The 12,319-nt window shown below is 73.2% G+C and carries 14 protein-coding genes and 1 tRNA gene; 3 read left to right on the top strand and 12 right to left on the bottom strand.

The genetic code is table 11. The features are described from left to right. Positions 1-14 precede the first annotated feature (14 nt). The 4 genes from hisG to LQ222_RS12170 all read right to left on the bottom strand — a co-directional run bounded on the left by hisG (position 15) and on the right by LQ222_RS12170 (position 2,852). Positions 15-722: an ATP phosphoribosyltransferase gene (gene hisG / locus LQ222_RS12185; RefSeq protein WP_230166701.1), complete on the bottom strand. Its 708-nt coding sequence runs from the start codon at positions 720-722 to the stop codon at positions 15-17. 50 nt (positions 723-772) lie between these two features. Continuing rightward, positions 773-2,032, bottom strand: a complete 1,260-nt coding sequence (gene murA, locus LQ222_RS12180) for a UDP-N-acetylglucosamine 1-carboxyvinyltransferase (RefSeq protein WP_230166700.1) — start codon at positions 2,030-2,032, stop codon at positions 773-775. Between the two features lie 4 nt (positions 2,033-2,036). Further along, a complete protein-coding gene (gene dcd / locus LQ222_RS12175; protein WP_230166699.1) occupies positions 2,037-2,591 on the bottom strand; it encodes a dCTP deaminase in 555 nt (184 codons plus the stop codon). A gap of 84 nt (positions 2,592-2,675) precedes the next feature. After that, on the bottom strand, positions 2,676-2,852 hold the full coding sequence (locus LQ222_RS12170; protein WP_230166698.1) for a hypothetical protein: 177 nt from the start codon (positions 2,850-2,852) through the stop codon (positions 2,676-2,678). 137 nt (positions 2,853-2,989) lie between these two features. Between LQ222_RS12170 and LQ222_RS12165 the strand changes: the two genes are divergently transcribed. Beyond that, positions 2,990-3,064 (top strand) — tRNA-Thr (locus LQ222_RS12165). Here the strand turns inward: LQ222_RS12165 and LQ222_RS12160 are convergent. The 5 genes from LQ222_RS12160 to LQ222_RS12140 form a co-directional block, all read right to left on the bottom strand. Next, positions 3,043-3,975: an NAD(P)-dependent oxidoreductase gene (locus LQ222_RS12160; protein ID WP_230166697.1), complete on the bottom strand. Its 933-nt coding sequence runs from the start codon at positions 3,973-3,975 to the stop codon at positions 3,043-3,045. The two genes, LQ222_RS12165 and LQ222_RS12160, sit on opposite strands and share 22 nt — an antisense overlap. Continuing rightward, positions 3,968-4,495, bottom strand: a complete 528-nt coding sequence (locus LQ222_RS12155; RefSeq protein ID WP_230166696.1) for a dTDP-4-dehydrorhamnose 3,5-epimerase family protein — start codon at positions 4,493-4,495, stop codon at positions 3,968-3,970. Before LQ222_RS12155 ends, LQ222_RS12160 begins: the two co-directional genes overlap by 8 nt. After that, entirely contained in the window at positions 4,492-5,745 is a 1,254-nt protein-coding gene (locus LQ222_RS12150; RefSeq protein ID WP_230166695.1) for a class I SAM-dependent methyltransferase, read from the bottom strand. Before LQ222_RS12150 ends, LQ222_RS12155 begins: the two co-directional genes overlap by 4 nt. Positions 5,746-5,752: 7 nt before the next feature. Next, the gene (locus LQ222_RS12145; RefSeq protein ID WP_230166694.1) at positions 5,753-8,125 is read right to left on the bottom strand and encodes a tetratricopeptide repeat protein; all 2,373 of its coding nucleotides are present in this window, start codon (positions 8,123-8,125) and stop codon (positions 5,753-5,755) included. A gap of 239 nt (positions 8,126-8,364) precedes the next feature. Then, entirely contained in the window at positions 8,365-9,339 is a 975-nt protein-coding gene (locus LQ222_RS12140) for a tripartite tricarboxylate transporter substrate binding protein (protein WP_230166693.1), read from the bottom strand. Between the two features lie 166 nt (positions 9,340-9,505). Between LQ222_RS12140 and LQ222_RS12135 the strand changes: the two genes are divergently transcribed. Further along, entirely contained in the window at positions 9,506-10,447 is a 942-nt protein-coding gene (locus tag LQ222_RS12135; protein ID WP_230166692.1) for an aldo/keto reductase, read from the top strand. Between the two features lie 112 nt (positions 10,448-10,559). Here LQ222_RS12135 and LQ222_RS12130 read toward each other — a convergent pair whose 3' ends face one another. Together LQ222_RS12130 and LQ222_RS12125 are read right to left on the bottom strand one after the other, a co-directional pair. Then, a complete protein-coding gene (locus tag LQ222_RS12130; protein WP_230166691.1) occupies positions 10,560-10,802 on the bottom strand; it encodes a hypothetical protein in 243 nt (80 codons plus the stop codon). After that, positions 10,799-11,470, bottom strand: coding sequence for a structural protein (locus LQ222_RS12125; RefSeq protein ID WP_230166690.1), 672 nt, complete (start codon positions 11,468-11,470; stop codon positions 10,799-10,801). Before LQ222_RS12125 ends, LQ222_RS12130 begins: the two co-directional genes overlap by 4 nt. Before the next feature lie 80 nt (positions 11,471-11,550). Between LQ222_RS12125 and LQ222_RS12120 the strand changes: the two genes are divergently transcribed. Continuing rightward, entirely contained in the window at positions 11,551-11,934 is a 384-nt protein-coding gene (locus LQ222_RS12120) for a hypothetical protein (protein ID WP_230166688.1), read from the top strand. Between the two features lie 7 nt (positions 11,935-11,941). Here LQ222_RS12120 and LQ222_RS12115 read toward each other — a convergent pair whose 3' ends face one another. Then, entirely contained in the window at positions 11,942-12,319 is a 378-nt protein-coding gene (locus tag LQ222_RS12115) for a hypothetical protein (RefSeq protein ID WP_230166687.1), read from the bottom strand.

The following is a 12,319-nucleotide window of genomic DNA, read 5'->3' as shown; positions in this document are numbered from 1 at the left end:
GTGGCGCCGTCCCGTCATCGCGCATCCCTTTCCGCCAGCGCCGCACGGAACCGCGCGATCCACGCGCCGACCGCCTCCGGCCTGGTCTTGAGCGCGGTGCGGTTCACCACCAGGCGGGAGGTGACATGGGCGATCACCTCGCCTTCGCGCAGGCCATTGGCCTTCAGCGTCGATCCGGTCTGCACCAGGTCCACGATCAGGCGCGCGAGGCCCATCGAGGGCGCGAGCTCCATCGCGCCGTTCAGGTGCACGATCTCCGCCTGCACGCCGCGCGCCGCGAAGTGGCGCTGGGCGATGTTGGGGTATTTGGTGGCGACGGTGACGCGCGACCAGCGCGAGGGGTCGTCCGGCTGCGCGGCCACGGGCTCGGCCACCGAGACACGGCAGCGCCCGATCCCGAGGTCGAGCGGCGCGTAGATCTCGGGGTAGTCGAATTCCATCAGCACGTCGGCGCCGCAGACGCCGATCTGCGCCGCGCCGTGTGCGACGAAGGTTGCGACATCGAAGGACCGCACGCGGATGACATCGAGCGCCGGGTCGTCGGTGGGAAAGCGCAGGCGGCGGCTGCTCTCGTTCGCGTAGTCGGCGGCGGGGACGATGCCGGCGCGGGCGAGAACCGGGCCGAGCTCGTCCAGGATGCGCCCCTTCGGCAGGGCCAGCACGATGGGGCCGGCATCCTCGGGCGTGGTCGGGGAGAGCGGGGTCGGAATCGGGTGGTCCATGCGGGAGTCTATCACCGATTGCGTCGGAAATTCGTCATCGCGATTCGGTTTCAGCCCGGCAACCGTTCGATGTCGGCGCCGACGGCCGCCAGCTTCGCCTCGACATGCTCGTAGCCGCGGTCGAGGTGATAGACGCGGTTGACGATGGTCTCGCCCTGCGCCGCCAGCCCCGCCAGCACGAGAGACACGGAGGCGCGCAGGTCGGTCGCCATGACCGGCGCGCCGGCCAGCCTGGGCACGCCGCGGACGATGGCCGAGGCTCCGTGGAAATTGATGCGCGCGCCCATGCGCGCCAGTTCGGGCACGTGCATGAAGCGGTTCTCGAAGATCGTCTCGGTGATCATGGCGGCACCCTCGGCCACGCACATCAGCGCCATGAACTGCGCCTGCATGTCGGTGGCGAAGCCGGGGAAGGGCTCGGTCACCACGTCGGTGCCGCGCAGACCGTTCAGGCGCGAGACCTTCAGCCCGCCATCGACCTCCGCCACATCGACCCCCGCATCGCGCAGGGTGCGGACCACGGCGCCCAGGTGTTCGAGCCGCGCGCCGCCCAGCAGCACCTGGCCGCCGGTGATGGCGGCCGCGCAGGCGAAGGTGCCGGCCTCGATGCGGTCGGGGATTATGGGGTGGACGGCCGAACCGAGCGCGGGGACGCCTTCCACCAGCAGGCGGTCGGTGCCCAGGCCCTCGATCCGCGCGCCCATGCGCATCAGGCAGGCGCAGAGGTCGCTGATCTCGGGCTCGCGCGCGGCGTTGACGATCTCGGTGGTGCCCTGCGCCAGCGTCGCGGCCATCAGGATGTTCTCGGTCGCACCCACCGAGACTTGCGGGAAGATGATGCGCGCGGCCTTGAGGCCACCCGGCGCCTTCGCCTCGATGTAGCCGGCGGTGATGTCGATGGTCGCGCCCATCTGCTCGAGCGCCTTGAGGTGCAAATCGACCGGCCGCGTGCCGATGGCGCAGCCGCCGGGCAGCGAGACCCGCGCCTGGCCGAAGCGCGCCACCAGCGGCCCCAGCACCAGCACCGAGGCGCGCATCTTGCGCACCAGGTCGTAGGGGGCTTCGAGGTTGGTCGCGCCACCCGACAGCGTGATGGTGCGCGCGGTCTTGTCCCGCGTGACCTCCAGCCCGTGCTGCGCCAGCAGCCCGGCCATGGTGGTGACATCCGCGAGGTCGGGCGCATTGGTCAGCGTGAGCGGCCCGTCGGTCAGCAGCGCCGTCGCCATCAGCGGCAGCGCGGCGTTCTTGGCGCCGGAGATCGGGATGGTGCCGGACAGCGCGCGGCCGCCGCGGATACGGATGCGGTCCATGTGTCTAGAGCCTCGGCAGCGCGACGCCGCGCTGTCCCATGTATTTGCCGCGCCGGTCGGCGTAGCTGACCTCGGGCGGGGAGGCGCCCTGCAGGAACAGGAACTGGCACACGCCCTCGTTCGCATAGACCTTGGCGGGCAGGGGCGTGGTGTTGCTGATCTCGATCGTGACCTGGCCTTCCCATTCGGGTTCGAGCGGCGTGACGTTCACGATCAGCCCGCAGCGCGCATAGGTGGACTTGCCCAGGCAGATCACCAGCACGTCGCGCGGGATTCGGAAGTATTCGACCGTATGGGTCAGCACGAAGGAATTGGGCGGGATGATGCAGACCGGCCCGCGGCGGGTGACGAAGCCGTCCTCGCTGAACTGCTTGGGGTCCACCACGGCGTTGTCGACATTGGTGAAGATCTTGAATTCCTCGGCCGCGCGAGCGTCGTAGCCGTAGGAGGACAGGCCGTAGGAGATCACGCCTTCGCGCCGCTGCGCCTCGACGAAGGGTTCGATCATGCCGTGTTCCGTCGCCATGCGGCGGATCCAGGTGTCGGGCATGATGGGCATGGCGTTTGGGCGGCCTCAGTGGTCGAGGACGGGCGGGCGGGGCCGGACGGACGCGGCGGCCCCGGGCGCCCTGGGGCGGCCGGATTAACCCATGGGCTTTTCGCGGGCAACCTCGGGCGCGGGGTCGGTCGCGGCGGCGGCGTCCCGCGCCCGGGCCTGGGCCTTGCGGCGCTTCAGATTCTCCCGCAGGGCCGCGGCGAGGCGCGCGGCACGGTCGTCGGGCCGGGTCGGCTTCGGCGGGGTGTCGGGGGCCTTGGGCATGGCGCATGGTCCCGCGCCACGGGCCGCGCCGCAAGCGGTGGCGCGCGGACGGCGTCGCGGCCGCAGTCCGGGCTTGCGCTGGCCGGCCCATCCGCCTAGACAACGCGCCGCCGCCAGGGGCGCACCCGAGGCCCGGCGCTGTTGTAGCTCAGTGGTAGAGCACTCCCTTGGTAAGGGAGAGGTCGAGAGTTCAATCCTCTCCAACAGCACCATTTTCCTCGACCACGCTCCGCCAGAGCGTCGCCAGCGCCACCTCGTTCCGCGCCAGCCCGGTGAAACCCACCTCAGTCCGCAGGCGCGCCACGCAGGCCGCCATCACCGGCACCTCGCCCGGCGGGTCCGCCCGGGCGCCGAACCGCAGCAACCTCGCCCGCCCGGCCAGCCGACCGATCGTCTGCACGAAATCCCGCACGGCGACGGCCTCGCCGGACGCCACATTGACCGGCCCGGTCACCGCGCTGCCCGCCACCGCCGCCAGGGCGCGCCCGACATGCCCGATGTCCGCGAAATCCCGCACCGGCCGGCCGGAGGCACATTCCGCCGCGCCCCCCTGCGCCAGCGCGCGCATGACCGAGGGCACCAGCCGCCCCGGCGCCTCGCCAGGGCCGAACAGGTGGAACAGCCGCGCCCAGGCGCAGCCCAGCCTGCCATGGCGCGACTGCAGCGCCGCCAGCCGCGCCGCCAAGGCAGCCTTGGCGCGCCCATACGGCGTGGCGGGGGCGACCGGCCGCGTCTCCGGCCAGGGCGCGTGGTCGTCCTGCGCCACATCGGCGTATTCCGCGCAACTCCCGATGCCCAGGATGCGCCGGCCGCCGCCCTCGGCGAAGGCGGCCGCCAGCGCCGTGGACGCCTCCAGCCACGCTTCATTCTCCGGTGCGGTCCAGAAGCGGCCATGCTCGACGAACCAGGCCGCATGGACCAGCAGCGCGGGCCGCACATCCGCGACCAGGCGGCGCGCCGTCGCCTCGTCGAGCAGGTCGGCGCGGTGCCATACCGCGGCGCCGGCGGCGGGCGACGCGCGATGCGCCACCGCGTGAACCTCGAACCCCAGCGCCGCCAACGGCGCCACCACCGCGCGCCCGACAAAGCCGGTCGCGCCGGTCAGCAGCACGCGCTCAGCCATGATCCGGCCAGCCCTGGTCGCGGTCCGAAATCACCACCGGCGCCGCCGGCCAGGCGATCCCGAAGGCCGGGTCGTCCCAGCGCACGCCGCGCGCCAGCCCCGGCGCATGCGGCGCGTCGATCATGTATTCCAGCACTGCGTCGTCGGTCAGCGTCAGGAAGCCGTGCGCGCAGCCGCGCGGGATGAAGACCGCGTTGCGCTGTTCGGCCGAGAGCAGGATCGCGACCGACCGCCGATACGCCGGCGACTCCGCCCGCAGGTCCAGCGCCACGTCATGCACCGCCCCGCGCAGGCAGCGCACCAGCTTGGCCTCGCCGGCCGGCGCCGCCTGGAAATGCATGCCGCGCAGGGTGTGGCGGCGGGTATTCTCGGACAGGCTGATCTCGATCGGCGCGAAGTCGATCCCGGCCGCGGCGAATTCCGCGCGCGACCACGACCGCAGGAAGGCGCCGCGCGGGTCGAATGCGGGCTCGGCCAGGACCTCGACCACGCCCGGCAGGGCGGTGGCGGCGAACCTCACGCCGCCGCGCCGTCGTGGTAGGCGATCCGCGGCACCGCCGTCGCGAGGCGGCCGGCGAAGCCCGCGCCGCGCAATTGCCGCGACACCTCGCCGGCGATGTTCCATGGCAGGATCAGGATGTCGTCGGGCTGCAACGCCAGCAGCGCCTGCGGCGTCACCACCGGCACGTGGCTGCCCGGCAGCAGCCGCCCTTGCTTGGCGGGGCTGAGGTCGGCCACCGCCAGCAGGTCGGCCGCCGTGACGCCGGCCGCGTTCAGCAGCGTATTGCCCTTGGCTGCGGCGCCATAGGCGGCGATCCGACGCCCCGCCTGGCGGCCCTCGGCGAGCCAGGCGCGCAGCCCGGCCACGACCTCGGCCGCGCGGGCGTCGAAGCCGCGGTAGAAGGCGTCGTGGTCCAGGCCGCGCCGCGCTTCCTCCGCGCGCAGCGCGACCAGCGCCGCGCCTGGTTCGCGCGCGCGCGCCGCGGCATGGATGCGCAGCGACCCGCCATGGGTCGGCAGGTGTTCGATGTCGTGCAGCAGCAACCCATGCCGGCCCAGCGCGCGTTCCACCGACAGCAGCGACCAATACGCGTAGTGCTCGTGATAGATGGTGTCGAACTGCACGCCATCGACCAACGCGAGCAGGTGCGGCGATTCGATGTTGACCACGCCGGTCGCGCCCGCCAGCAGCGCCAGCCCGCCGATGAAATCGTCGAGGTCGGGCACATGCGCCAGCACGTTGTTGCCGATCACGAGGTCGGCCGGCCGGCCGCCACGCTCGGCCAGGATGTCGGCGGCGGCGGCACGCCCGAAGAAGCGCGCCTGGGTCGGGATTCCGGCGGCCTGCGCCGCGGCGGCGACATTGGCGGCGGGCTCGATGCCCAGGCACGGGATGCCGGCGGCGACGAAGTTGCGCAACAGGTAGCCGTCATTGCTCGCCACCTCGACCACGAAGCTGCCGGCATGCAGGCCCAGGCGGCGCGTGATTGCCGCGCAGTAGCGCGCCGCATGCTCGATCCAGGTGGAGGAGGCGGAGGAGAAATAGGCGTAGTCGGTGAAGATGCCGGTCTCATCCACCACGGTGTCGAGCTGCACCAGGCGGCAGGCGTCGCAGACCACCGCGCGCAGCGGATAGGCGGGTTCGCGCCGCGCCGCGTGCTCCGGGCGCACATAGGCGTTCGCGACCGGCATCACGCCCAGGTCGCAGAACACCGCGCCGAGCGTGCCGCCGCAGGCGCGGCAGGCGGTCACCGCATGGGCGCCGTCCATCGGCTGCCTACTGGCGAACGACATGGTCCACCTTGTCGTAGAAGTCGCGCACGAACCGATCGACCTGACCGAGCGGCCGTTCGCGCATCATGGCCCGCAACCCGTGGCGCAGCGTCCAGCGCCGCGACCGGTCCTCCGCCAGCGCCGCCGCGGTCGCCACGAAATCCTCGACGGTGCGGACCGCGAGGTCGCCGAGCCCCGCATTGGACAGGTTGGAATAGCTGAGGCGTTCGGCGAAGCCGGGACCGACCATCGAGACCACCGGCACGCCCATCCACAGCGTCTCGCAGGTGGTCGTGCCGCCGGTATGGGGCAGCGAGTCCAGCGCGATGTCGATGCTGTTGTAGTGCTTCAGGTGGTCGCCGCGGATGCCGATGAAGTCCAGCCGGTCGGGATCGACGTCGCGCGCGGCGAAGGCGGCGCGCGCATTGGCCACGAAGGCGGGCGTGCGCGCCTCGGGCCGGACGAACAGGAAATGCGATCCGGGCACCGCGCGCAGCACCGCCGCCCAGGCGTCGATGCAGGCGCGCGTGTATTTGTAGGGGTTGTTCATCGTGCCGAAGGTCAGGTGCCCCTGGCGGCGTTCCGGCAGGTCGACATCGATCGGCTCGTCGCGGAAGCCGAGCCGGCCGAGCGTGACCCAGGTCTCGGGCAGTTCGAAGGGGCGCTCGATCAGCAGGCGCGGATCCTCGGGGCGGATATAGGGGTCGGTCAGGATGCAGTCGATCTGCTCGAAGCCGGCCGAATGCGGGTAGCCGAGCCAGCTCGCGCCGATCCGCGCCGGGCGGTGGGCCATGACCTCGATCCGGTTCATCGCCGTGCTGCCGCCCAGTTCGAACAGGATGTCGAGCCCGTCGGCGGCGATGCCGGCGGCGATCTCGGCGGTCGGGCGGCGCGGCCACCAGCGGAAGGCGGCGACCTTGCCTTCGATATGCGCCTGCACCTTGTCGCGGTCGCGTTCATAGAAGGAATAGCAATGCACCGCGAAGCGATCAGGGTCATGGCCTTCGAGCAGCGGCAGCGCGAAATAGGACACCGGGTGGTCGCGCAGGTCGCTCGACATGAAGCCGATGCGGATCGGCCGGCCGGTGGACAGCGCCGGCATCGCCATCGGCGTGGCGGGCTGGATGCGTGCGGATTGCCGCCGCCCCCAGTCGCGATGCCATTCGACGATGGCGAGGCGCTCCTCCAGCGTGCGCACATTGCCCAGTTCGTAGTGCAGCGGCGAGACGCTGCCCTCCGCGAGCCAGCGCGGCGCCAATTCGGCGAGCGTCCCGGTGGCATCGAGCCGGTCATGGTCGAGGCACCGCTGGAAGCTGGTGCGCAGCGCCTTCACATGGTCGCGCCAGCCGGCGGGCGGACCGTCCAGCGCGCCGCAGGCCAGGGCGTAGGCTTCCTCGAGATGCGCGGCCTCGTCGTCGTAGCGGCTGCGCGACAGGCTCTCGATCAGCTCGCCGGTCAGGATGCTGGATCCCGGGTTCAGCGCCAGGCCGCGGCGCAGGGCGGCATTGGCGGCGCGGCGGTCGCCGTCGCCATGGGCGCGCGCCAGCAGCAGGTGCGCGTGGGCGTCGGTGGGGTCGGCGGCGATCGCCGCCTCCAGGCCGCTGAGCGCCGCGGGCAGGTCGCCGCCGCGCAGCGCGACGCGTGCGGCCAGCATGTCGTGCAGCGCGGCGCCCTCGGGGCTGGCGCGGCGCGCGCGGGCAATGGTCTCCGTCGCACGGTCGGGCTGGCCGAGGTCGACCAGCACGCCGACCAGGTCGGACACGATGGCGCGCGCGCGCGGGTCGATGGCGAAGGCGCGCTCCAGGCTGGCGGCGGCATCCTGGTGGGCGCCCATGGCGCGCAGCGCGCGCGCGTGCAGGCGGTGCAGCTCCGCATCGCGCGGCGCGATGCGGACGCCGCCGGCATAGGCCGCGGCGGCCTCCCGGTGGCGGCCCAGCAGGTCGAGCACATTGCCGAGGTTCTGGCAGGGCGAGACGCTGCGGGGATCGAGCCGCCTCGCGGCCTCCAGCAGCGGGATCGCGTCCTCGAGCCGGCCGGCGCGCTTGAGCAGCACGCCGAGCAGGTTGGCCAGGCCGAAATCCTTGGGCCGGCGGCGCTGCGCCTCCGTGGCGACCTGCACCGCGTCCTCCGCGCGGCCGGCATCGCTGAGCGCCAGCGCGCGCGGAATGGCGAGCGCCGCCGCCGAGGCCCCCGCGGCGACCGCGCGTTCCAGCGCCTGCGCGGCCTCGGCCGGGCGGCGCGCGGCCGCGAGCAGCAGGCCCAGGCGCTGCCAGTCGGCGGCGCTGTCGGGGCGCTCCGCCAGGCGCTGGCGCAGGGCCGCTTCCTCGGTGGCGGAGGGGGGTGCCGGCGGGGCCGCGGCCGCTGGGCGGGGCTTCATGCGGGATGGAGCAGCGAAGGCATCGGGGCGATCATGGTACGTCGAGGTTAAGGCAAATTGGCGCCGGCGGGAATCGGCGCGGATGCCTGCGCGGCGTCCATCTCCAGCAACGCGGTCAGGATGCCCGCCATCGCCGACCCGCGTGGCCGCGTCACGCCCCCGCGGCCGCCTTCGTCCAGCGCGGCGGCTTCAACGCGCCGGCGAACCCGCCTGCGCGGATCAGGCGCCGGGCTGGCCGTTCAGGACGGCCGCAACCCCGCGAGAGCCGCCGCGCGGCGCGCATTCGCCAGCTCGGTTGCGAGGAATGCCGCGAAGCCGTCGGGGTCGCGCTGCGCCTGCGCGGCGGGGATCGCGCCGACCTCGGCGATGCGCGAGACGATCGCGGCTTCGCCCAGCGTCGCGGCCAGCGCGGCATGCAGCGTGGCGACCACGTCGGCCGGTGTGCCGGCAGGGGCCAGCAGCCCGCCATAGGAGCCGGCGGTGAAGCCCGGCAGGCCGGCCTCGATGAAGGTCTGCACATTCGGCAGCACGGGGGAACGCTGCGCCGTGGCGATGGCGATGATCGGCGCCTTGCCATCCAGGTGCAGCGGCAGGGCGGAGGGCAGTTCGACCATGCCGGCATCGACGGTGCCGCTGATCAGGTCCGGCACCATGGCGCTGCCGCCGCGATAGGGCACATGCACGGCGCGCACGTCCGCCCCCGCCATCAGCAGTTCGAGCGCGAGATGCGCGGCACTTCCCGCGCCGGGCGTCGCGATCGTCACCTGGTTGGGGCGCTGGCGCAGGATGGCGATGAAGTCGGTCAGCGTGCGCGCCTCGATGCGCGGGCCGACCTGGCAGATCATCGGCAGGATGCCGACCAGGCCGATCGGGCGGAAGTCGCGCGCCACGTCATAGGGGATGTTCGCCTGCAGCACCGGGTTGGCGGTCAGCGGCCCGCCGGCGCCGAACAGCAGCGTGTAGCCATCGGGCGTGGCCTTCGCGACCGCCTCGGCGCCGACCGACCCGCCGGCGCCGGTGCGGTTCTCGATCACCATGGGGCGGCCCAGGCGCTCGGCCATGCGGGTGGCGACGATGCGCGCCAGGATGTCGGTATTGCCGCCGGCGGCGAAGGGCACGATGACGCGGATCGGACGGTCCGGGTAGGCGGCGAGGGCGGGGCGCGCGAAGGGCGCGGATGCGGCGGCGACCAGGATCGCGCGGCGGCTTGTCATGTTGTTTCCTCCCGATGGCCGTTCCGGCCTGCCGGCGAGCGTGGCATCGCGGTGCGCGCCCGGCAATCCACGCGCTTGCCGCGCCGCGGTGCCTGCCGCAGCATCCGCCGCGAGCAACGGGGGATGCGCGATGCAGCAGCGGCGGTTGGGCAGGACGGGGATCGCGGTGTCGGTCCTGGGCTACGGGTGCGGCGCCATTGGCGGCTTGATGGTGAAGGGCACGGCGGCCGAGCAGGACCACGCCATCGGCCGCGCCATCGACCACGGCATCACCTATTTCGACACCGCCTCGGCCTATGGCGATGGCGTGTCGGAGACCAATCTGGGCCGCGCGCTGGCCGCGCTGCGCGCATCGGTGACGGTGGCGACCAAGGTGCGCATCCGTGGCGCGCAGCGCGCCGACATCGCCGGCACCATCGTGGCGTCGGTCGAGGACAGCCTGAAGCGCCTGCGACGCGACAGCGTCGATATCCTGCACCTGCACGAACCCACCACGCGGGCGGGCGCTGCGCCGGACTTCACCGCGGACCAGGTGCTGGCCGAAGCGGTGCCGGTGCTGCAGCGGCTGCGCGACCAGGGCAAGTTCCGCTTCTACGGCTTCACCGGCCTGGGCGATGCGCAGGAGATCGGTCGCCTGCTGGCCGAGGGCGGCTTCGCGACCACGCAGATGCCCTACAACATCCTCAACCCGAGCGGGATCGCGCCGCTGCCGGCGGGCTCGGCCATGCCGGACCTTGGCGGTGTCATCGCGCAGGCGGCCGCGGCCGATGTGGGGGTGATGGCGATCCGCATCATCGCCGGCGGCGCGCTGAGCGGCACCGAGGCGCGCAGCGCCTATGGCGTGCCGCAGGTGGCGCCCATCGCCTCGGGTGCGAGCTACGCCGAGGACGTCGCGGCGGCGCGCCGCCTGCTGCCGGTGATCGAGGCGGGATACGCCGCCGACCTGGTGGAACTCGCGCTGCGCTATGCCGCGATGCCCCCGCAGGTCGCGACCGCCATCATCGGCACGTCGAGCATCGCGGAACTGGACCACGGCGTCGCCGCCATCAACCGCGGCCCGTTGCCGCCCGAGGCGATGGCGATGATCGCGGCGATCCAGGCCGGCTGACTACCAGCCGCACAGCCGGCGTCCGGTCCGGTTGTGCGCCAGGATGGCGCGCGCGGTGTCGGCCGTCAGCGTGTCGTCGTCATGCACCAGGATCGGGCGCCAGGTGGCGCAGTCAGTCGCGCCGCCAGTCCCGGCGCAGCTCGCCAGCAGGATCGCCAGCGCGATCCACGTCGCGGTCCACTTCATCGCGAATCTCCCGCGCGCGCGCGGCGCGCTGCTGTGTGCGTGCATCGGACAGCGCGTGCCCGTCGCGCCGGCCGGCCAGGTAGGCCGCCCCGAGCACCGCCAGCGCGGCGCCGATCGCGGCGATCCATCCCGCCGCGCGCGACCAGGCGGCGGCGATCAGCGCGGTCACGCCGGCCGCCGCAGGCGCTGCCAGATGAACCAGCCCGCGACGCCGATCACGATCAGCGCCGCCAGCCAGGGCGCCAGGCCGTGCAGGGCCGCCAGTGCCGGGGCGGCCTGCGCGGCGGCCTCGGCCATCGGCTGCACGACGGCCGTCGCGGCCACGCCCGCAGCCGCCGTGCCGGCCGCCGCGCGCACCGTGTCGCTGCGCACCACCGCCGCGCGGCCCTGCGCCGTCACGCCCATCAGGCGCAGCCCGGCGTCGATCGTGCCACGGTCATACGGATTGCCGCCGATCTCGTGGTGGATGATCGCCTCGACCAGCGGGCGCAGGTCGGCATGCGTATGCAGGTCGAGCATGGCGCGCGGGTGGCGGTCCATGCGCCGCGCCACCGCGGCGATATAGGCCTCGGTGTCGTTCTCGCTGCCCGGTGCCCAGCGCGCGACGATGCCGCGGATGGTGCGCAGCCCGTGCCGGTCCTGGTAGGTCGTCAGCAGCGCCGCCAGGGCGCGGATGCCGTACTCATGCGACACGAAGCGCGCGAAGCGTGGGCGACCGCCACCGGCCGGCGGCGCCTCGATGGGCGGGTCCGCCAGGCCTTGCCAGCGGTTCGACGGCAGATGGTCGATGTTGCCGGGATTGCGGTTGCGATAGCCGCGGGTCTGGCGCGGATCCATGGCGGGGCCTCCTTCGTGGGGGATGCGGCGCGCGCGCGTTCCGTGCATCCTGCGCCCCGATGGGACGACGGGAGGCCACGGTGCGCGCGGCGCTGGCGATGCTGTTGGGGATGGCGTGGGCGGGCGGCGCGGCCGCGTCGTGCATCCATGTCGTGCGCCACAACGAGGCACGCGACGATGCGCTGGCCTTCACGGCCGGTCTTCAGCGGGAAGTCCGCATGCAGATCGACCGCGGCGGGTCGTGCACGCCCGAACTGCATGTGAGCTTCATGGTGGTGGAGCTCGCGATCATCGCCGGCCGGGCGGGGCAGGGGTTCCTGGTGACCTATGCCGTGGTGGATGAACGCGACATGGACCTGCGCCCGAACATGGGCGCGACCTGGGCGCGCGATCGCACCCAGGCACTGATCGACGCCGGGCGTTCGGCCGGCGGGGGCATCCGCGGCCGCACGCCGCAGGAATGATGCGGCGTCAGTCCGCCAGCACGGTCAGGCTCTCGGCCGGCACGGTGATGGTGCCGGCGGCATTCAGCGTCGCCGGCGTGCCGAGCGTGCCCCAGGCCAGCGCATTGCCGCCCGCCACGGCATCGTACAGGCCGACATGCGTCAGCGTGCCGACGCTGCCGGTGAAGGCGAAACGCAGCGGCGCGATGTTGCGCTGCGCGCCGGAGCCGGTGAAGGCCACCGGCTGGCGGGCATAGCCCGAGGCCGCCGCCGGTTCCCCGGCGAGCCCCGCGGCATCGGTGCCGCCGGTGCCGAGCGCCGCCCAGGCGGCGACCGGCAGGGACGGCTGCCGGCCCACCAGGGCGCGGGCGAGCAGGTTCTTGGCGTAGTCGGTGAGGGAGGCCAT

The sequence above is a fragment of the Roseomonas sp. CECT 9278 genome, assembly GCF_918698155.1.
Taxonomy (GTDB): Bacteria; Pseudomonadota; Alphaproteobacteria; order Acetobacterales; family Acetobacteraceae; genus Neoroseomonas.
This window is presented reverse-complemented; position numbering and strand designations above follow the sequence as displayed.